The organism is Enterobacter sp. SGAir0187, from assembly GCF_002952735.2.
Lineage (GTDB): Bacteria > Pseudomonadota > Gammaproteobacteria > Enterobacterales > Enterobacteriaceae > Enterobacter > Enterobacter quasiroggenkampii.
This window is the reverse complement of the sequence record NZ_CP025034.2, coordinates 2,914,026-2,934,980: the sequence shown is the minus strand read 5'-3', so window position 1 is coordinate 2,934,980 and position 20,955 is coordinate 2,914,026. Positions and strand designations below refer to the sequence as shown.

At 57.6% G+C, this 20,955-nt stretch carries 15 protein-coding genes; 6 read left to right on the top strand and 9 right to left on the bottom strand.

What is annotated here, in order from left to right; genetic code table 11:
• Positions 1-11 precede the first annotated feature (11 nt).
• The gene (gene feoC, locus CWR52_RS14015) at positions 12-251 is read left to right on the top strand and encodes a [Fe-S]-dependent transcriptional repressor FeoC (protein WP_104949952.1); all 240 of its coding nucleotides are present in this window, start codon (positions 12-14) and stop codon (positions 249-251) included.
• Here feoC and bioH read toward each other — a convergent pair.
• The gene (gene bioH / locus CWR52_RS14010) at positions 223-1,005 is read right to left on the bottom strand and encodes a pimeloyl-ACP methyl ester esterase BioH (RefSeq protein ID WP_104949951.1); all 783 of its coding nucleotides are present in this window, start codon (positions 1,003-1,005) and stop codon (positions 223-225) included. The two genes, feoC and bioH, sit on opposite strands and share 29 nt — an antisense overlap.
• Before the next feature lie 36 nt (positions 1,006-1,041).
• Here bioH and gntX point away from each other — a divergent pair, with 36 nt between their 5' ends.
• From gntX to gntT, 3 genes are all read left to right on the top strand, one after another.
• Entirely contained in the window at positions 1,042-1,725 is a 684-nt protein-coding gene (gntX, locus tag CWR52_RS14005) for a DNA utilization protein GntX (RefSeq protein ID WP_104949950.1), read from the top strand.
• A gap of 61 nt (positions 1,726-1,786) precedes the next feature.
• Complete coding sequence (gene nfuA, locus CWR52_RS14000; RefSeq protein WP_008503055.1) at positions 1,787-2,362, top strand: Fe-S biogenesis protein NfuA; 576 nt, start codon at positions 1,787-1,789, stop codon at positions 2,360-2,362.
• Between the two features lie 316 nt (positions 2,363-2,678).
• Positions 2,679-3,995, top strand: coding sequence for a gluconate transporter (gene gntT / locus CWR52_RS13995; protein WP_024907902.1), 1,317 nt, complete (start codon positions 2,679-2,681; stop codon positions 3,993-3,995).
• A gap of 86 nt (positions 3,996-4,081) precedes the next feature.
• Here the strand turns inward: gntT and malQ are convergent, their stop codons facing one another.
• Both malQ and malP read right to left on the bottom strand, forming a co-directional pair.
• A complete protein-coding gene (malQ, locus tag CWR52_RS13990; protein WP_104949949.1) occupies positions 4,082-6,163 on the bottom strand; it encodes a 4-alpha-glucanotransferase in 2,082 nt (693 codons plus the stop codon).
• A 9-nt stretch (positions 6,164-6,172) separates the two neighbouring features.
• Positions 6,173-8,566: a maltodextrin phosphorylase gene (gene malP, locus CWR52_RS13985; RefSeq protein ID WP_104949948.1), complete on the bottom strand. Its 2,394-nt coding sequence runs from the start codon at positions 8,564-8,566 to the stop codon at positions 6,173-6,175.
• A gap of 585 nt (positions 8,567-9,151) precedes the next feature.
• Between malP and malT the strand changes: the two genes are divergently transcribed.
• Positions 9,152-11,857 carry an HTH-type transcriptional regulator MalT gene (gene malT, locus CWR52_RS13980; protein WP_104949947.1) on the top strand — a complete coding sequence of 902 codons (2,706 nt, stop codon included), beginning with the start codon at positions 9,152-9,154 and terminating at the stop codon, positions 11,855-11,857.
• Between the two features lie 81 nt (positions 11,858-11,938).
• Here the strand turns inward: malT and CWR52_RS13975 are convergent, their stop codons facing one another.
• Genes CWR52_RS13975 through glpE form a run of 3 tightly spaced genes read right to left on the bottom strand, consistent with a single transcriptional unit; the run spans position 11,939 to position 13,924 of the window.
• A complete protein-coding gene (locus tag CWR52_RS13975) occupies positions 11,939-12,697 on the bottom strand; it encodes a DeoR/GlpR family transcriptional regulator (RefSeq protein WP_008503060.1) in 759 nt (252 codons plus the stop codon).
• Between the two features lie 16 nt (positions 12,698-12,713).
• On the bottom strand, positions 12,714-13,544 hold the full coding sequence (gene glpG / locus CWR52_RS13970; protein WP_028015659.1) for a rhomboid family intramembrane serine protease GlpG: 831 nt from the start codon (positions 13,542-13,544) through the stop codon (positions 12,714-12,716).
• Positions 13,545-13,591: 47 nt separating this feature from the next.
• Entirely contained in the window at positions 13,592-13,924 is a 333-nt protein-coding gene (gene glpE, locus CWR52_RS13965) for a thiosulfate sulfurtransferase GlpE (RefSeq protein WP_008503062.1), read from the bottom strand.
• Between the two features lie 239 nt (positions 13,925-14,163).
• On the opposite strand from glpE, the gene glpD reads away from it, so the two are divergent.
• Positions 14,164-15,672 carry a glycerol-3-phosphate dehydrogenase gene (glpD, locus tag CWR52_RS13960; protein ID WP_104949946.1) on the top strand — a complete coding sequence of 503 codons (1,509 nt, stop codon included), beginning with the start codon at positions 14,164-14,166 and terminating at the stop codon, positions 15,670-15,672.
• Between the two features lie 86 nt (positions 15,673-15,758).
• Here the strand turns inward: glpD and glgP are convergent, their stop codons facing one another.
• Genes glgP through glgC form a run of 3 tightly spaced genes read right to left on the bottom strand, consistent with a single transcriptional unit; the run spans position 15,759 to position 20,953 of the window.
• Complete coding sequence (glgP, locus tag CWR52_RS13955) at positions 15,759-18,206, bottom strand: glycogen phosphorylase (RefSeq protein WP_025910282.1); 2,448 nt, start codon at positions 18,204-18,206, stop codon at positions 15,759-15,761.
• 18 nt (positions 18,207-18,224) lie between these two features.
• The gene (gene glgA, locus CWR52_RS13950; protein WP_008503065.1) at positions 18,225-19,658 is read right to left on the bottom strand and encodes a glycogen synthase GlgA; all 1,434 of its coding nucleotides are present in this window, start codon (positions 19,656-19,658) and stop codon (positions 18,225-18,227) included.
• Positions 19,658-20,953 (bottom strand): glucose-1-phosphate adenylyltransferase, encoded by a 1,296-nt coding sequence (glgC, locus tag CWR52_RS13945; RefSeq protein ID WP_008503066.1) that lies wholly within the window; start codon positions 20,951-20,953, stop codon positions 19,658-19,660. Before glgC ends, glgA begins: the two co-directional genes overlap by 1 nt.
• Positions 20,954-20,955: the final 2 nt, after the last annotated feature.

The following is a 20,955-nucleotide window of genomic DNA, read 5'->3' as shown; positions in this document are numbered from 1 at the left end:
GAGCACACATCATGGCATCGTTGATTCAGGTTCGTGATCTGCTGGCGCTGCAGGGGCGAATGGAGGCGAAACAGCTGAGCCTCAGCCTGCATACGCCGCAGCCGATGATCGATGCCATGCTGGAAAGACTGGAAGCCATGGGGAAAGCGGTGCGGATTCAGGAAGAGCCGGACGGTTGTCTGTCCGGCAGCTGTAAAGATTGCCCGGAAGGAAAAGCCTGCCTCAGGGAGTGGTGGTCACTTCGCGAATAAAGACGGTCAGCGCCGAACAAAACTCGTCAGGATGTGAGATAAACGGCGCGTGTGCCGCTTTAGCGACCACCATTGATTGGCTTTTCGGCCACAGGTTATCCAGCAGTGGAACCACCTTACGCGGAACCAGTCCGTCCAGATAGCCATACATACGCAGGTGCGGAAGCGCCAGCGACGCCAGCGGTTCACGCAGATCGATCGTCTTGAGTATCTCAAGCCCCCCGTTAAGCACCTCAACGTCAGGCATCGGCAGCGACAGCACGGTCTGCTTCAGCGTGCGCGCATCCTGACGCGCGGTTTCTGTCCCCATCGTCTGCAGCGCGAGAAAACGCTCCACCGTCCGCTGGAAATCGTCGCTTAGCTGCTGCTGGAACCCTGCCAGCACTTCAGGCTTGATCCCCGGCCACGCGTCCTGTGCGCTAAAGCAGGGTGACGAGGCAACGGTGACCAGCGCGCTCACACGCCCGGGGTTATCCAGCGCAATCTTGCTTGCCACCAGCCCGCCCAGGCTCCAGCCCAGCCAGACAGCGTTTTGCGGCGCGGCGTCCAGAACCTGCTGCGCCATCTCATCAAGCGACATCGCGCCAAAGCCGCGGCTGCGGCCATAACCCGGCAAATCCACCAGATGCAGCGTAAATTGCGAGGCAAGTTCCTCGCTTACGCAACGCCACACTTCAGCATTCAGTCCCCATCCGTGCAGCAGCACAAGATGGCAATTTCCTGTCCCTACGGTCTGCCACCACAGCGTCTTCATCAGTTACTGTTCTCTTTTTTCACATGGAGGTTGCACATGCTAACAGTACCTGGGTTGTGCTGGCTATGCAGAATGCCGCTGGCACTCAGCGGATGGGGCATCTGCTCCGTCTGCACGCGATCGCTGCAATGGCGTATGGGGATCTGTCCACAATGTGGTTTACCGGCCACAAATCCCTCTTTGCCCTGTGGCCGGTGCCTGAAAAAATCCCCGCCGTGGAGCGCACTGGTGGCGGTGGATGATTATGTTCCGCCGCTGAGCAGGCTGATTCACGCGCTGAAGTTTTCCGGTCAAAGTTCCCTGGCACAGCCCCTTGCGCGACTACTCCTGCTGGCGGTTTTGCAGGCGCGGCGCCACCGTGCACTGCCGAAAATCGACAGGGTGGTGAATGTCCCCCTCTACCGACGCCGCCACTGGCGACGCGGTTACAATCAGAGCGACCTGATCTGCCGTCCCCTCGCCCGGTGGCTTGGCTGTCAGTATGATGCCCGCGCGCTGACGCGCGTTCATGCCACCGCCATCCAGCATCAGCTCAGCGCCCGGCTTCGCAAAAGAAACCTCAAAAATGCCTTTCGCCTTGAATTGCCGGTCGACGGTCTCCATATCGCGATTGTGGATGATATCGTTACCACAGGCAGTACCGTTGCTGAACTTTCCCGACTGCTTTTGCAAAGCGGCGCCGCGTCGGTTCAGGTATGGTGTCTGTGCCGTACCTTGTAGCCCTTCTTCAATGGGCGTATGATTATACCCAGGTAATTTAGTCAACTATTAGGCCAAAGCTATGATCCGTATTTCCGATTCTGCACAAGCGCACTTTGCCAAACTGCTGGCAAATCAGGAAGAAGGGACGCAGATCCGTGTGTTTGTGATCAATCCAGGCACGCCGAATGCAGAATGTGGTGTTTCTTATTGTCCTCCGGACGCTGTGGAAGCCACCGACACTGCCCTTAAATTTGAACAGCTCACCGCCTATGTTGATGAGCTGAGCGCACCGTATCTTGAAGATGCGGAGATCGACTTCGTCACCGATCAGCTGGGTTCTCAGCTGACCCTGAAAGCGCCGAACGCGAAAATGCGTAAAGTGTCTGACGATGCCCCGCTGATGGAGCGCGTTGAGTATCTGCTGCAATCCCAGATCAACCCACAGCTGGCGGGCCATGGCGGTCGTGTTTCCCTGATGGAAATCACCGACGAAGGTTTTGCCATTCTGCAGTTTGGCGGCGGCTGTAACGGTTGTTCAATGGTCGATGTCACCCTGAAAGAAGGGATCGAGAAGCAGCTGCTGAACGAGTTCCCGGAACTGAAAGGCGTGCGTGACCTGACCGAACACCAGCGCGGCGAGCACTCTTACTACTGATTCATTGCCCGTCTGTATTGCCCGGTGGCGCTGCGCTTACCGGGCCTACAAAACCCTGTCCCCCTCTTCGTTCCCCCTCTATATGTTGACCTGCATCTCATAATTCACATTTTGCCTTCCAGGGTGATTCTCAATCACGTCATGTTACCCGTATCATTCTCATGGGCACTAAACACACTCATAACAGCCGACTAAACTTAATCGTTTAAAAGGCATCAGTATTAGTGCCGTTACTTCTCTGTTCCCAGTTGGGACAATCGGAATTTGTCGTTGAAACAATGACGTTACCCATAACAATTCAAAGGCCAGGTAAATCATGCCATTAGTCATCGTTGCTATCGGTGTTGTGTTATTACTGCTCTTGATGATCCGCTTCAAAATGAACGGATTTATCGCTCTGGTTCTGGTGGCGCTTGCAGTCGGTCTGATGCAGGGGATGCCGCTGGTGAAAGTTATCAGCTCGATTAAAGCCGGTGTCGGCGGCACGCTCGGCAGCCTGGCGCTGATCATGGGCTTCGGCGCCATGCTCGGTAAAATGCTGGCGGACTGCGGTGGCGCGCAGCGTATTGCCACCACGCTTATCGACAAATTTGGTAAGAAGAATATTCAGTGGGCAGTGGTGTTAACCGGTTTTACCGTCGGTTTCGCGCTGTTCTATGAAGTGGGCTTCGTATTGATGCTGCCGCTGGTGTTCACCATCGCGGCTGCCGCGAGCATCCCGCTGCTGTATGTCGGTGTGCCTATGGCCGCGGCGCTGTCCGTGACCCACGGCTTCCTGCCGCCGCACCCGGGCCCAACCGCTATCGCGACCATCTTCCACGCGGATATGGGTAAAACCCTGCTGTTCGGTACGATTCTGGCGATCCCGACGGTGATTCTGGCAGGTCCGGTTTATGCCCGCTTCCTGAAAGGCATTGATAAGCCTATCCCGGAAGGTCTGTACAGCGCCAAAACCTTCACCGAAGAAGAGATGCCTGGCTTTGGCGTCAGCGTCTGGACCTCTCTGGTACCGGTGATCCTGATGGCGATGCGCGCCGTGGCAGAGATGATCCTGCCGAAAGGTCATGCGTTTCTGTCCGTTGCGGAATTCCTGGGTGACCCGGTGATGGCAACGCTGATTGCCGTGCTGATCGCGATGTTCACCTTTGGCCTTAACCGCGGCCGTTCAATGGATCAGATCAACGACACGCTGACCTCTTCCATCAAAATCATTGCCATGATGCTCCTGATCATCGGCGGTGGCGGTGCATTCAAGCAGGTTCTGGTCGACAGCGGCGTGGACAAATACATCGCCGCGATGATGCATGAAACCAACGTGTCGCCGCTTCTGATGGCCTGGTCTATTGCCGCCGTTCTGCGTATTGCGCTGGGCTCTGCGACCGTTGCGGCGATCACCGCCGGCGGCATCGTTGCGCCGTTGATTGCCACCACGGGCGTGAGCCCTGAGCTGATGGTTATCGCCGTCGGTTCCGGTAGCGTGATTTTCTCTCACGTTAACGACCCGGGCTTCTGGCTGTTCAAGGAGTACTTCAACCTGACGATCGGTGAAACCATCAAGTCCTGGTCCGCGCTGGAAACCATTATTTCGGTGTGCGGTCTGGTCGGGGTGCTGCTGCTCAATATGGTGGTCTGATGTAAAAAAGCCGGGTGGCGCTGACGCTTACCCGGCCTACATTCTATTCCCTCTCCCCCTGGGAGAGGGTTAGGGTGAGGGTGAAATTACCGCTTCTTACTCACCGCCCTTCTGCGCTTATCCAAATCCTTAATCAGCCTGTTCACCCCGTCATCGGCAAACATCGCCTCAAGCGTGGTGGACAGCTTGCGACGCCAGTTCTTGTACTGATAGCTGGTGCCCGGTATGTTCACCGGCTCCGCCATATCAATCCAGTCTTCCGGCTGCAGGCCCAGCAGGGCGCTATTGCTGTCGGCAATGTAACGCTGCAAACCACGGTTGAGCGTGGAGGTCATGGACATCAGCGACGCCTTATGCCCGGCACGCTTTGGCAGACAGCCCTGCTTGTGCAGCGCATCCAGCAGCCCCTGTTTCGAGAGCTCGCGATCCTGATACAGGCCGCGTAACACCTCTTCATCAGGATACAGGCCCAGCGTTTTGCCAAGGGTCAGATCGCCGCTTTCCCAATAGCCACGAAGCGTAGGAAGGTCATGCGTCGTCGCGACTGCCATTGACTGTTCAGGGTACGCTTGCGGCGCGCGGAAGGTTTTCTCATGGTCGTTTTCAAAATAGAGCACTTTATAGGAGTAAACGCCGCTATCGCGGAGCTTGCTGACGATTTCCACCGGCACGGTACCGAGATCTTCGCCGATCACCATGCACTGATGACGCTTGCTTTCCAGCGCCAGGATCGACAGCAGATCGTCAACCGGATACTGCACGTACGCCCCGTGATCCGCCGTTTCACCGTACGGGATCCACCACAGGCGCAGCACGGACATCACGTGGTCGATACGCAGCGCGCCGCAGTTCTGCATGTTCGCGCGCAGCAGGTCGATAAACGGTTCGTAGGCGCGCGCCGCCATGACGTGCGGATCCATCGGCGGTAATCCCCAGTTCTGGCCCAGCGGACCCAGGATATCCGGTGGCGCCCCCACGGAGGCCTTCAGGCAGTACAGCTCACGGTCGCACCAGGTTTCCGCGCCGCCTTCCGCCACGCCCACGGCCAGGTCACGGTACAGGCCAATCGGCATTTTATAGCCCTGGCTCACCTGCCAGCAGGCGGCAAACTGGCTGTATGCCAGCCACTGCAGCCACAGGTAGAAGTCCACTTCATCGGCATATTTTTTACAGAACGCTTTCACTTCCGGCGTGTCGACGGATTGATACGCTTCAGGCCAGACCGGCCAGCCCCAGCGCATTTCGTCCTCTTTCACCTGATACGCATGCAGCGCATCGAACGCCGCCTGCCAGTACAGGCTCTCGCCCTCCTGCGTCACAAACTGGCGGAACGCCGCCATCTGCTCGTCATCGCGCTGCGAAAAGCCTTTCCACGCCAGGCGCAGCGCGGCCATTTTCAGCGCCGTGACGGTGGAGTAATCCACCCAGTCGGCTTCGCGCGCCTGCTTCAGCGCCTGCTGCGTGGTGCTGAGTTTCCACCAGGCCTGCGCCTCCTGGCTGTTTTTGAAATCATCTAAAGCGTTAACGTCGATATAAATCACGTTCAGCCAGCGACGGGACGACGGGCTGTACGGGCTGGCGCTCTCCGGGTTGGCCGGGTAGAGGGCGTGGATCGGGTTGAGGCCGATAAACGCGCCGCCGCGCTCGCCCACGGATGCCAGCATGTTCTTCAGATCGCCAAAATCACCGATCCCCCAGTTGCTGTCGGAACGCAGCGTATAGAGCTGCACGCAGGCGCCCCACAGCTTTTTCCCTTCAAGCAGAGCCTGCGGCTCGTAGCAGCGTTTTGGCGCGACGATCACCCGGCAGTGGAAACGCCGATCGTCCTGGGTGAGCGTCAGGGTGTGATAGCCCTCCGGCAGCTTCGCCGGAAGGTTTAGCGTTTTGCCGCCGGTGGCGTGGCCTTTGTGCTGATGCCCCTCTTCGGTCGTGAGCAGCCAGCTAAACTCGCCGCGCCCCTCCACCGCGAGCGGCATCTTTTTGCCTGCAGTGAATACCTTCACGTTCGGCACCGGCGCAGCCGACGCTTTCGCGTCGGTTTTGTGCATAGCGTCCAGCAAACGTCTTTTGGTGTCGGCGCCAATAGACTGTGGTTTGCCGTGAGCATTAATGTAACTGAGGCTAATTCCCGCCGCCTGCGCGGCACTGTCCAGACGTTTACTCTCCATCGCGCTTCCTTAGCGTTTCGCCTGCCAGATACGGGCCTGATAATCACGGATTGAGCGGTCAGAGCTGAACATACCGCAGCGCGCGGTGTTCAGGATGCACGCGCGGGTCCACGCTTCCTGGTCGCGATACAGCACATCGACCTGTTTTTGCGCTTCAACGTAGGCCGTGAAGTCCGCCATCACCAGATACGGGTCACCGCCGTGTTTGTCCATGCTGTGCAGCATCTGGTCAAACGCGTGCTTGTCGCCGTCGCTGTATTTACCGCTTTCCAGCTCCTTCAGCACCGCATCAAGCACTTTGTCTTTCTTACGCCATTTCACCGGGTCATAGCCTTTGGCCTTGATGGCTTTCACCTCTTCCACGGTATGGCCGAAGATAAAGATATTCTCTTCCCCTACCTTCTCGGCGATTTCGACGTTGGCCCCGTCGAGCGTGCCGACGGTAAGCGCGCCGTTCAGCGCCAGCTTCATGTTGCCGGTACCGGACGCTTCTTTCCCTGCGGTAGAGATCTGCTCGGAGATGTCCGCCGCCGGGATCAGCATTTCAGCCGCCGAGACGCAGTAATCTGGCAGGAACACCACCTTCAGCTTGTCGCCCACTTTCGGATCGCTGTTGATCGACGCCGCCACTTTGTTGATGGCGAGGATGATGTTTTTCGCCAGGTAGTAGCCCGGTGCCGCTTTCGCACCGAACAGGAACACGCGCGGCACGCGGTCAGCCTGCGGGTTCTCGCGGATCTCTTTGTACAGCGCCAGAATGTGCAGCAGGTTCAGGTGCTGACGCTTGTACTCGTGCAGGCGTTTGATCTGGATATCGAAAATCGCATTTGGGTTGATCTCAATCCCGGTACGCATTTTCACAAACTCCGCCAGGCGAACCTTGTTCTCCAGCTTGATCGCGCGGTACTGCTCGCGGAATGTCGCGTCGTCGGCGTATTTTTCCAGGTTAATCAGCTGGTCCAGATCGTTGGCCCACTCTTTCTTCAGGGTCTTGTCCAGCAGGCCCGCCAGCAGCGGGTTGCACTGCTTGATCCAGCGACGCGGCGTGATGCCGTTGGTCACGTTGTGGAATTTGGTTGGCCACAGCTGGTGGTATTCCGGGAACAGATCTTTGACCACCAGATCCGAGTGCAGCGCCGCCACGCCGTTGACCGCAAAGCCGCTCACCACGCACATGTTCGCCATGCGTACCTGCTTATCATGAACCACCGCCAGCTTCGCCCAGACCGCCTTGTTGCCCGGCCAGGTCTTGTCCACGAGCTTTTTAAACTGGTCGTTAATCTTGTTGATGATCTGCATGTGGCGCGGCAGCAGCGTTTTCACCAGCTTCTCATCCCAGCACTCCAGCGCTTCTGGCATCAGGGTGTGGTTGGTGTAGGCAAAGGTACGGCTGGTAATGGCCCAGGCGTCGTCCCAGCTCAGCTGATGCTCGTCGATCAGCACGCGCAGCAGTTCCGGGATGGCAATGGTCGGGTGCGTGTCGTTGAGCTGAATCACTTCGAAGTCCGGCAGCTGCGCCAGCTTGCGGCCCGCCAGGTGATGGCGACGCAGAATGTCCGCCACGGAGCAGGCGCACTGGAAGTACTGCTGCATCAGGCGCAGCTTTTTACCGGCCAGGTGGTTGTCGTTCGGATAGAGGACTTTGGTCAGCTTCTCGGCGTCGATGCCCTGCTGCTCGGCACGCAGGAAATCGCCGTCGTTGAATTTAGTCAGGTTAAACGGGTGGGCGTGCTTCGCCTGCCACAGACGTAGCGGCTGCGCCACGCCGTTACGGTAGCCAAGCACCGGCAGATCCCAGGCTTCGCCGGTGATGGTGAACGCCGGTTCCCAGAGACCTTGTTTCGTCACTTTCCCGCCGATGCCAACCTGCACGTCAAGCTGCGCGTTGTGGCGGAACCACGGATAGGTATTGCGATGCCAGTCGTCCGGCGCTTCCATCTGGTGGCCGTCAGCAAACGACTGACGGAACAGGCCGTACTGGTAGTTCAGACCGTAGCCAATCGCCGACTGGCCGACGGTCGCCATGGAGTCAAGGAAGCAGGCCGCCAGGCGTCCCAGGCCGCCGTTGCCCAGCGCCGGGTCAATCTCTTCTTCCAGCAGGTCGGTCAGGTTAATGTCGTGTTCTTTAAGGACGTCACCGACCTCCTGATACCAGCCCAGGTTCAACAAGTTGTTGCCCGTCAGACGGCCAATCAGGAATTCCATTGAAATGTAGTTTACATGGCGCTGGCCTTTTACCGGTTTTGCCAGGGGTTGAGCATCCAGCTGCTCTGCGAGCGCACCGCTCACTGCCTGCCACCACTGGTGAGGCGTCATCTCGTTTGCAGCATGAAGGCCAAAACGCTGCCACTGACGCGTCAGGGCAGCCTGGAATTGAGCTTTGTTGAAGGTAGGCTGTGACATAGGGGATCGGCATCCTTTAGAAAGAAAACACAAGTTGGCGCTAGTGTGCCTGGCTCATTTCCCCTCTTCCTCCTCCCGAGGGGGATTAGACAGGGAGGAGTAGCGGGGATGAGCAGAAAAGTGTGATCAAGGCCACTCTCAGAGCATAGTTCGAGTGTGCCCGGAAGATAAAAAAGTAACCGAGGAGAATGTCAAAGAAATGAAATGCGGTTTCGGATGAAATTAAACCCCGCCGAAATAATTACTTACGTAGAATAATATTTCGGCAATCGGGAAATCGCTAAGGAGATTATTAATCTCCCTTAACTTTACCATAAGTATATTAAATTCGACGTCACTATCCCTTTCTGAAACCAGTTTCAGCGCAGCCGCAGCACAGCCATACAAGCCAGCACTGACGGGGCATCAAAGACCTTTTCAGAAAGTTCCCTCCTCAGCCTGAATGTTTTGTGACAGAGTGCAAATTCACAGCCACCAAATCCAGACATAACTTGCAATAGTTAACTTATTGGCCGACCTTATAACCATTAATTACGAAGCGCAAAAAAAATAAAATCTCTCGTTCCCCACAGTGAAGTGAAACCTATGTTGATTCCGTCTAAATTAAGTCGCCCGGTTCGTCTTGACCATACAGTGGTCCGCGAGCGTCTGTTGGCTAAACTTTCCGGCGCGCATAATTTCCGACTGGCGCTGGTTACGAGCCCTGCAGGTTATGGAAAAACAACGCTCATTTCGCAATGGGCCGCAGGTAAGAGCGATCTTGGCTGGTACTCTCTTGATGAGGGCGATAACCAGCAGGAGCGCTTTGCCAGCTATCTGATTGCCGCGATACAGCAAGCCACCCATGGACACTGCGTTGCCAGTGAGGTGATGGTGCAAAAGCGCCAGTATGCCAGCCTGTCCTCCCTTTTCTCTCAGCTGTTTATCGAACTGGCTGAATGGCATCGCCCGCTTTACGTGGTGATTGATGATTACCATCTCATCACTAACCCGGTGATTCATGAGTCGATGCGTTTCTTCCTGCGCCATCAGCCGGAAAACCTGACCTTAGTCGTGCTGTCACGCAACCTGCCGCAGCTGGGTATTGCCAACCTGCGCGTGCGCGATCAGCTGCTGGAAGTGGGCAGCCAGCAACTGGCCTTTACCCACCAGGAAGCAAAACAGTTCTTTGACTGCCGCCTGACCTCACCCATTGAGGCCGCTGAAAGCAGCCGCCTGTGTGATGACGTCGCGGGCTGGGCCACGGCGCTGCAGCTCATCGCCCTCTCTGCCCGGCAAAACAACAGTCCGGCGCATCAGTCTGCACGGCGTCTGGCGGGCATCAACGCCAGCCACCTTTCTGACTACCTCGTGGATGAGGTGCTGAACAGCGTCGATCCCTCGACGCGTAATTTCCTGCTGAAAAGCTCCCTGCTGCGTTCCATGAACGATGCGCTCATCGTGCGCGTGACGGGCTGTGAAAACGGTCAGCTGCAGCTCGAAGAGATTGAACGTCAGGGCCTCTTCCTGACGCGCATGGACGATCCCGGCGAGTGGTTTAGCTATCATCCGCTGTTTGGTAGCTTCCTGCGCCAGCGCTGTCAGTGGGAGCTGGCGGTTGAACTGCCGGAGATCCACCGCGCCGCTGCCGAAAGCTGGATGGCACAGGGCTTCCCGAGCGAGGCCATACACCACGCGCTCGCCGCCGGGGATGCCAGCATGCTGCGCGATATCCTCCTTAATCATGCGTGGGGCCTGTTTAACCACAGCGAGCTGACGCTGCTGGAAGAGTCCCTCAAAGCCCTGCCGTGGGAAAGCCTGCTGGAGAATCCGCGTCTGGTGCTGCTGCAGGCCTGGCTGATGCAGAGCCAGCATCGCTACAGCGAAGTGAACACCCTGCTGGCGCGTGCTGAGCAGGAGATGGAAAGCGAGATGGATACCACCCTGCACGGCGAGTTCAACGCGCTGCGCGCTCAGGTGGCGATTAACGACGGTGACCCGGAGGAAGCCGAACGTCTGGCGATGGTCGCACTGGATGAGCTGCCGCTGGCTAACTTCTACAGCCGCATCGTGGCGACCTCCGTACACGGCGAAGTGCTGCACTGCAAGGGCGACCTCACGCGTTCGCTTTCACTGATGCAGCAAACCGAACAGATGGCGCGTCGTCATGATGTCTGGCACTACGCGCTGTGGAGCCTGATCCAGCAGAGCGAGATTTTATTCGCGCAGGGGTTTCTGCAGGCCGCCTGGGAAAACCAGGAAAAAGCGTTCCAGCTGATTCGCGAGCAGCACCTGGAACAGCTGCCGATGCACGAGTTCCTGTTGCGTATTCGCGCTCAGCTGCTGTGGGCATGGTCGCGTCTGGATGAAGCAGAAAGCTGCGCCCGCCAGGGTGTGGATGTCCTTTCCAGCTTCCAGCCTCAGCAGCAATTGCAGTGTCTGGCGCTGCTGGTGCAGTGCTCGCTGGCGCGCGGCGATCTCGATAACGCCCGCAACCATCTTAACCGCCTGGAAAACCTGCTCGGTAACGGTCAGTATCATAGCGACTGGGTGTCAAACGCCGACAAGGTCCGGGTGATTTACTGGCAGATGACCGGCGATAAAAAGTCCGCCGCCAACTGGCTGCGTCAGACGCCAAAACCGGAATTTGCCAACAACCATTTCCTGCAGAGCCAGTGGCGCAACATTGCCCGTGCGCAGATCCTGCTTGGTGAATTAGAGCCCGCTGAGATTGTGCTGGAAGAGCTGAATGAGAACGCGCGCAGCCTGCGCCTGATGAGCGATCTGAACCGCAACCTGCTGCTGCAGAACCAGCTCTACTGGCAGGCGGGTCGTAAAAACGATGCCCAGCGCGTGCTGCTGGAGGCGCTACAGCTGGCAAACCGCACCGGGTTTATCAGCCACTTTGTGATTGAAGGTGAAGTGATGGCCCAGCAGCTGCGTCAGCTTATTCAGCTCAACACGCTGCAGGAGCTGGATCAGCATCGCGCCCAGCGCATTCTGCGCGAGATTAACCAGCACCATCGGCATAAGTTCGCGCATTTTGATGAGAACTTTGTAGAACGTCTGCTGAACCACCCGGAAGTGCCGGAACTTATCCGCACCAGCCCGCTCACCCAGCGCGAATGGCAGGTTCTGGGGCTGATCTATTCAGGCTACAGCAACGAGCAGATTGCCGGCGAGCTGGCGGTGGCGGCGACCACCATCAAAACGCACATCCGTAATCTGTATCAGAAGCTGGGCGTGGCGCACCGTCAGGACGCGGTGCAGCATGCGCAGCAGCTGTTGAAGATGATGGGGTACGGAGTGTAATTCATTGCCCGGCGGCGCTACGCTTGCACGGGCCTACGGGTTTTGTAGGCCGGGTAAGCGCAGCGCCACCCGGCACAACCGTTAGCACAATTCCAGCTGCAAATTATTATCTTTAATTACCTGCATCACGCCCGCTGGCGGCATCACGTCGGTGTAGACCGCATCCACCATGCTGATGCTGCCCATGTTCACCATCGCGTTACGGCCAAACTTCGAATGATCCACCACCAGCATCACGTGGCGTGAGTTTTCAATGATCGCGCGCTTGGTGCGCACCTCGTGGTAATCAAATTCCAGCAGCGAGCCGTCGCTGTCGATGCCGCTGATCCCCAGAATGCCGAAGTCGAGGCGGAACTGGGAGATAAAATCGAGTGTGGCTTCGCCGATAATTCCGCCGTCGCGGCTGCGCAGCTCCCCACCCGCGAGGATGATGCGGAAGTCGTCTTTCTGCATCAGGGTGTTAGCCACGTTCAGGTTGTTGGTGACCACGCGCAGGTTCTCGTGATCCAGCAGCGCATGGGCGACCGCTTCCGGCGTGGTGCCGATATCAATAAACAGCGTCGCCCCGTTCGGGATCTGGCTGGCGACCTTGCGGGCAATGCGCTCTTTCTCCGCCGTCTGCGTGGCTTTACGGTCGTGCCAGGAGGTGTTAACCGAGCTGGACGGCAACGCCGCGCCGCCGTGGTGGCGAAGAATACGGTTCTGATCGGCCAGGTCGTTCAGGTCACGACGGATGGTTTGTGGGCTGACGGCAAACTGCTCCACCAGCTCTTCGGTGCTGACGTATCCCTGTTTTTTTACCAGTTCGATAATGGCGTCATGACGTTGTGTTTGTTTCATCAATTATCCCTGAGAATTATGTTCGTTTTCGCGCATGGAGCGTGTCGGCAAAGGCCATCGCCAGCCCCACGGCCAGCCCGGCGACGTGCGCACCGTTGGCGATAGACATACCAAACAGATCAAACCATCCGGCAATTAGCCATATTAACGCAAAGGTTATTAATCCGCGTTGCAGATAGATGCCACTTTCCGGGTCGCGCTCCCCGCGAAGCCAGACGTAACCCATCAGGGCATACACGACACCCGACAGCCCGCCGAACCACGGCCCGCTGAACTTGTGCTGCACGTAGCCGCTTAACAGGGCGCTGATGATGGTGATAACGATCAGCTTGCCACTGCCCAGACGCTTTTCAACGGCACCGCCGAGATACCACCACCAGAGCAGGTTAAAGAGGATATGCATCACCGAGAAGTGCATCAGCGCGTGGCTAAAGTAGCGCCAGACGTCAAACTCAAGAGACGGGTCATAGGGCCACGCCAGGGCAATCATTACGCTCTGGTCGCCGACCACGTTCATGATAATGAAAACAATGATGCAGGCCGCCATCAGCAGCAGCGTAAACGGGCCCGCGCGCTCGCGAATGGTGGCGAGGAAGGGAAAACGGCTGTAGTGCAATCCGCTGCCGGTCTGGCCGGATTGCCAGCTGGCCGCGAGATAGCGCGGGTCGCCAGGGTTCTCAAGAAAACGCGCCAGCTCCTCGTTTACCCGCCCGGCCTGGCTCTCATCGGCCAGCCAGACGTCGGTCTGCGTATGTTGCTGAATAGTCAGAATAACGCCCTGCGTCGCCATATAGTCGACAAACGCCTGGGCGACGCGCGGGTTAGTAAAAGAGGTGATCATCAACATGGGCAGCGGTCGCTTATTTCCACACAAAAGGGGACAGTATAGCGGGATCAGCGCTCAAACGCGTATTCCACTTCCGCCGGGAAATGACGATGCCAGGCATCGAAACCGCCGTCGACGCTGTAAACCGCGTCGTAACCCTGCTGCAGCAGGTACTGCGCCGCGCCTTTGCTGCTGTTGCCGTGATAGCACATGACCATCACCGGCGTGTCGAAGTCGTTATCGCGCATAAACGCGCCCAGCGTGTCGTTGGTGAGATGGAACGCGCCCGGCGTATGACCCATCGCAAAACTCTGCGGATCGCGGATGTCCACCAGCACCGCTTTTCCCTGGTGCATCTTCTGGTGGGCTTCTTCTACGTTAATACATTCAAACTGATCCATGGTGTTCTCTTTACAGTGTTCAGATTAGGTGCGGTCTGGTGCCCTCACCCCGGCCCTCTCCCACGGGAGAGGGAGAATGCGATTTTACCCCGTAGTGTACGTCCTGGCGGCGGGTAAACGCCATTATGTTATCCATATCACTCTAAATTGTTTTTTTGATGTTACCAAAAGCGCGTTCCTTTGCTATTATGAGCGATATCGAACATTTCTGAGCTTTAACGAAAGTGCATGAGGGTGTTATGGAAACCAAAGATCTGATTGTGATAGGCGGTGGCATCAACGGTGCCGGTATTGCGGTCGATGCCGCAGGACGCGGTTTATCCGTACTGATGCTGGAAGCTAACGATCTCGCCTGCGCGACGTCGTCCGCCAGCTCCAAACTGATTCACGGTGGCCTGCGCTACCTGGAACACTACGAATTCCGCCTGGTCAGTGAAGCGCTGGCCGAACGTGAAGTGCTGCTGAAAATGGCCCCGCATCTGGCGATTCCGATGCGCTTCCGCCTGCCCCATCGCCCGCATCTGCGTCCGGCGTGGATGATCCGAATTGGTCTGTTTATGTACGATCATCTGGGTAAACGCACCAGCCTCCCGGGTTCGAAAGGTTTGCGTTTTGGCTCAGAATCGGTCCTTAAGCCTGAAATCGTGCGCGGATTCGAATATTCCGACTGCTGGGTGGACGATGCCCGCCTGGTGCTGGCGAATGCCCAGATGGTCGAGAAGAAAGGCGGCGAGGTGAAAACCCGCACCCGCGCAACCTCTGCCCGCCGTGAAAACGGCCTGTGGATTGTCGAAGCGGAAGATATCGATACCGGCGAGAAATTCAGCTGGAAAGCGCGCGGCCTGGTGAACGCCACCGGCCCGTGGGTGAAACAGTTCTTTGATGAGGGCATGCACCTGCCTTCCCCGTACGGCATCCGCCTGATCAAAGGCAGCCACATTGTGGTGCCGCGCGTGCATACCCAGAAGCAAGCCTACATTCTGCAGAACGAAGACAAGCGCATCGTGTTTGTGATCCCGTGGATGGACGAATTCTCAATCATCGGCACCACCGACGTGGAGTACAAAGGCGATCCGAAGAACGTCGAGATCGACGAGAGCGAAGTGAACTACCTGCTCAAAGTGTATAACGCGCACTTTAAGAAACAGCTGTCGCGCGACGACGTGGTCTGGACCTACTCCGGCGTGCGTCCGCTGTGCGATGACGAATCTGACTCACCGCAGGCCATCACCCGCGACTATACGCTCGATATTCACGATGTAAACGGTCAGGCGCCGCTGCTGTCCGTGTTTGGCGGCAAGCTCACCACCTACCGCAAGCTGGCCGAGCATGCGCTGGAAAAACTGGCGCCGTACTACAAAGGCATTGGCCCGGCATGGACCAAAGGCGCGGTCCTGCCTGGCGGTGATATCGGCGATAACCGCGATGATTACGCCGCGAAGCTGCGCCGTCGTTTCCCGTTCATCACCGAAGGGATGGCGCGCCACTATGCCCGCACCTACGGCAGCAATACCGAGCTGATCCTGAGTGATGCAAAAGAGATTGCCGATCTGGGCGAGCATTTCGGCCACGAGCTGTACGAAGCCGAGCTGCGTTATCTGGTTGAGCACGAGTGGGTGCGTCGTCTGGATGATGCTATCTGGCGCCGTACCAAAGAAGGGATGTGGCTCAACGCCGAACAGCAGTCTCGCGTGGCGCAGTGGTTACTGCAACATGCGGCGAAACGTGAGCTGTCGCTGGCGTCTTAATTGAAAAAAGCCGGGTGGCGGCTCCGCCTTACCCGGCCTACTCGATCCCGTAGGCCCGGTAAGCGCAGCGCCACCGGGCTTTGTTTTTACAACCTCACCGGATCAATATGCCAGATCGTCTCGGCATACTCCTTGATGGTTCTGTCTGACGAGAAATAGCCCATATTGGCGATGTTGTACATCGCGGCGCTGGTCCACTTCTCAGGTTGGCGATACAGTTCGTCCACCTTATCCTGACAGTCGACGTAGCTGCGGTAATCCGCCAGCACCTGGTAGTGATCGCCAAAGTTAATCAGCGAATCCACCAGATCGCGGTAGCGGCTCGGTTCATCAGGGCTAAACACGCCGGTCGCGATCTGCGTCAGCACCTGACGCAACTCTTCATCCTCTTCGTAATATTGACGTGGCGAGTAGCCTTTCCTGCGCAGCGCCTCCACCTCTTCCGTCGTATTACCGAAGATAAAGATATTGTCTTCGCCCACGTGCTCCAGCATCTCGACGTTCGCCCCGTCCAGCGTGCCGATGGTCAGCGCGCCGTTGAGGGCAAACTTCATGTTACTGGTGCCGGATGCCTCCGTCCCCGCCGTGGAAATCTGTTCAGAGAGATCCGCCGCCGGGATGATCAGCTGCGCCAGGCTGACGCTGTAGTTCGGAATGAATACCACCTTCAGCTTGTCACCAATGTCCGGATCCTGGTTAACCACCTTCGCCACGTCGTTGATGAGATGAATAATGTGCTTCGCCATGTAATAGGCCGACGCCGCCTTACCGGCGAAGATCTTCACGCGCGGCACCCATTCGGCCGTCGGATCGGCCTTGATGCGGTTGTAATGGGTGATCACGTGCAGCACGTTCATCAGCTGACGCTTGTATTCATGGATGCGTTTGATCTGAACGTCGAACAGCGCTTTCGGGTTTGCCACCACGTTGAGGTGCATCGCCAGCCAGACCGCCAGACGTTTTTTGTTCAGCAGCTTGGCTTCGCGCACGGCTTTGTTCACCGTCGGGAAATCAATATGCTGTTCCAGCTCGCTCAGCTGGCTCAAATCGGTACGCCAGGTGCGGCCAATATTCTCGTCCAGTACCTCAGAGAGCGGCTGGTTGGCCAGCGCCAGCCAGCGGCGCGGGGTGACGCCGTTGGTCACGTTGCAGAACCGCGTCGGGAAGATCTTCGCGAAGTCCGCAAACAGCGACTGCACCATCAGGTTCGAGTGGAGCTCGGACACGCCGTTGACCTTGTGGCTGATGACAACCGCCAGCCAGGCCATGCGCACGCGGCGACCGTTCGACTCATCAATGATGGACGCGCGGCTCAGCAGGCCGGTATCGTTTGGATACTGCTCCTGCAGCGTCTTAAGGAAGTAGTCGTTAATCTCAAAGATAATCTGCAGATGGCGCGGCAGGATTTTGCCGAGCATGTCCACCGGCCACGTCTCCAGCGCTTCGCTCATCAGCGTGTGGTTGGTGTATGAGAACACCTGACAGGTCACCTCAAAGGCGTCGTCCCAGCTGAACTTATGCTCGTCGATCAGCAGGCGCATCAGCTCCGGAATAGAGAGCACCGGGTGGGTGTCATTAAGGTGGATCGCGGTTTTCTCCGCCAGGTTGGCGTAGGTTTTGTGCAGTTGATGGTGACGGCTAAGGATGTCCTGAATGGTCGCCGAAACGAGGAAATACTCCTGGCGCAGGCGCAGCTCGCGGCCTGAGTAGGTCGAGTCATCCGGGTACAGCACGCGGGACACGTTCTCGGAGTGGTTTTTATCCTCCACCGCCGCGAAGTAGTCACCCTGGTTAAATTTACCGAGGTTAATTTCACTACTGGCCTGGGCACTCCACAGGCGCAGCGTGTTGGTGGCGTCGGTGTCGTAGCCGGGGATAATCTGGTCGTAGGCCACGGCCAGGATCTCTTCCGTTTCCACCCAGCGGGATTTTTTCCCTTCCTGCTGAATACGTCCGCCAAAGCGCACCTTGTAGCGCGTGTTGTGGCGCTTAAACTCCCACGGGTTGCCGTACTCCAGCCAGTAGTCCGGGGACTCTTTTTGACGCCCGTCGACGATATTCTGCTTGAACATACCGTAATCGTAGCGAATACCGTAGCCACGGCCCGGCAGCGCCAGCGTCGCCAGCGAGTCGAGGAAGCAGGCGGCGAGACGTCCCAGACCGCCGTTACCGAGGCCCGGGTCGTTCTCTTCGTCGATCAGTTCTTCTAAATCTAACCCCATCTCTTCCAGTGCGGTTTTGACGTCGTCATAAATACCGAGCGACAACAGCGCATTGGACAGCGTGCGGCCAATCAAAAATTCCATCGACAGGTAGTAAACCTGACGCGTCTCCTGCGAGAGCTGGGCGCGGTTTGAGCGCAGCCAGCGTTCAACCAGGCGGTCACGCACCGCAAACAGGGTGGCGTTCAGCCACTCGTGCTTGTTGGCAATAACCGGATCTTTCCCGATGGTGAACATCAGCTTGTAGGCGATGGAGTGCTTTAACGCCTCAACGCTGAGCGTGGGTGAAGAGTAGCTAAATGGAGCGTTCATATCAGTAACTTCGCCTCGTTACATCAAGCGTTGATAGAGATCGCGGTATGACTGCGCCGCGACATGCCAGCTAAAGTCCATGGACATCGCCTGGCGTTGGACGTAGCGCCACAGCGATGGACGGGACCACAAGACGAAAGCACGCCGAATCGCCCGAAGCAGCGACCAGGCATTACTGTCCTCAAAGACAAATCCGCTGGCGATACCGTCCGCCAGGTTTTCCAGAGAGCTATCCGATACCGTATCCGCCAGCCCGCCCGTGCGGCGCACCAGCGGCAGGGTGCCGTATTTCAGGCCGTACAGCTGCGTCAGTCCACAGGGTTCGAAACGGCTTGGCACCAGAATGACGTCCGCGCCGCCCATAATGCGGTGCGAGAACGCTTCGTGGTAGCCAATCTGCACGCCTACCTGCCCCGGGTGTTCCGCGGCGGCGGCAAGGAAACCTTCCTGCAGCACCGGGTCGCCCGCGCCGAGCAGCGCCAGCTGTCCCCCCTGCTCCAGTAAACCGGGCAACGCCTCCAGCACCAGATCCAGCCCTTTCTGGCTGGTCAGGCGGCTCACGACGGCGAACAGCGGCACTTTGTCGTTCACCTTCAGGCCCATCGCAATCTGCAGCTGGCGTTTGTTCTCCGCTTTGTCTTCCACGGAATCACGACCGTAGCGCGCCGCCAGAAGGAGATCGGTTTCCGGGCTCCAGATCTGTTCATCCACGCCGTTCAGGATGCCCGACAGGCGGCCTTCGCGATGGCGCTGCTGCAGCAACCCTTCCATGCCGTAGCCAAACGCCGGCTGGGTGATCTCACGCGCGTAGGTTGGGCTCACCGCCGTGATGTGATCGGCGTAGTACAGCCCCGCCTTCAGGAACGAGATCTGCCCGTTAAACTCCAGACCGTGCATGTTAAAGAACGACCATGGCAGATCGATGTCATTCATGTGATGGGCGTAGTACATCCCCTGATAGGCAAGGTTATGCACGGTAAAGACCGATTTCGCCGGGTGGCCGCGCGCGGCGAGATACGCCGGGGCAAGCCCGGCGTGCCAGTCGTGCGCGTGCACCACATCCGGACGCCAGAATGGATCCAGCCCCGTCGCCATTTCGGCGCCGACCCAGCCGAGCAGCGCAAAGCGCAGCACGTTGTCGGTGTAGGCGAACAGGTTCGTATCGTGATACGGGCTGCCCGGGCGATCGTATAAGTGCGGCGCGTCGATCAGGTAAATCCCTACGCCATTATAATGTCCAAACAGCAGGGTAATGCGTCCGGCAAACGTTTCACGGCGGGTCACCACTTTCGCATCAGGTATACCGCGCCGGATATCCGGAAAGGCGGGCAGCAGGACTCGGGTATCCACGCCTCCGGCGATTTGCGCCGCCGGTAATGCGCCAAGCACATCTGCCAGTCCGCCCGTTTTTAATAACGGGAACATCTCAGAACATACGTGTAAAACCTGCATCATCGCTCCTGTTTGATCTGCAGCTTCCGCAACATTTCCCGTGTGACTAACACGATCCCCTCTTCCGAACGGTAGAAACGACGCGCGTCTTCTTCCGCATTCTCCCCAATAACCATCCCTTCAGGGATGACGCAGGCACGGTCGATCACGCAACGACGCAGACGACACGAGCGCCCTACCCAGACATCCGGCAACAAGACTGCCGAATCGATATTACAGAATGAATTTATCCGCACGCGCGGGAACAGCACCGACTGCACCACGACCGAACCGGAGATAATGCACCCGCCGGACACCAGCGAGTTCAGCGTCATACCGTGACTGCCGGAGCGGTCCTGGACGAACTTGGCCGGCGGCAGCGACTCCATATGGGTACGAATCGGCCAGTTCTGGTCGTACATATCCAGTTCAGGCGTGACCGATGCCAGATCGAGGTTCGCTTTCCAGTACGCTTCCAGGGTGCCCACATCGCGCCAGTAGGGTTCCGCATTCGGGTCGGACTGCACGCAGGACAGCGGGAAAGGATGTGCATACGCCATGCCAGCTTTCGTGATTTTCGGAATGATGTCTTTACCGAAGTCGTGGCTGGAGTTTTCGTCTTTGTCGTCTTCTTCCAGCAGCTCATAAAGATAATCTGCGTCAAAGACATAGATCCCCATGCTGGCGAGTGATTTGGTGTCATCGCCAGGCATGGTTGGCGGGTTCGCCGGTTTTTCAACGAAGTCGATAATTTTGTCGTCCGCATCCACGTGCATCACGCCAAACGCCGTCGCTTCAGCAACGGGCACCGGCAGACACGCCACGGTGCAGCGCGCCCCTTTTTCGACGTGGTCGATCAGCATGTGGGAGTAATCTTGCTTGTAGATGTGGTCCCCGGCGAGGATCACGATGTATTCCGCGTTGTAGCGACGAATGATGTCGAGGTTCTGGGTCACCGCATCCGCTGTCCCGCGATACCAGTTTTCGCCGTGGACGCGTTGCTGCGCAGGAAGGAGATCGACAAACTCGTTCATCTCTTCGCTGAAGAAAGACCAGCCGCGCTGAATATGCTGAACCAGCGTGTGCGACTGATACTGCGTAATGACGCCGATGCGGCGAATGCCCGAGTTCAGGCAGTTGGAGAGCGCAAAGTCGATAATACGGAACTTGCCACCAAAGTGAACGGCCGGCTTGGCGCGCTTGATGGTCAAATCTTTAAGACGGGTACCACGCCCGCCCGCAAGTATCAGGGCAACCGTTTTTAATGGTAGCTGGCGTGCCAACATTAAGGGATCGTTCTTCTCTAATCTAACCATGA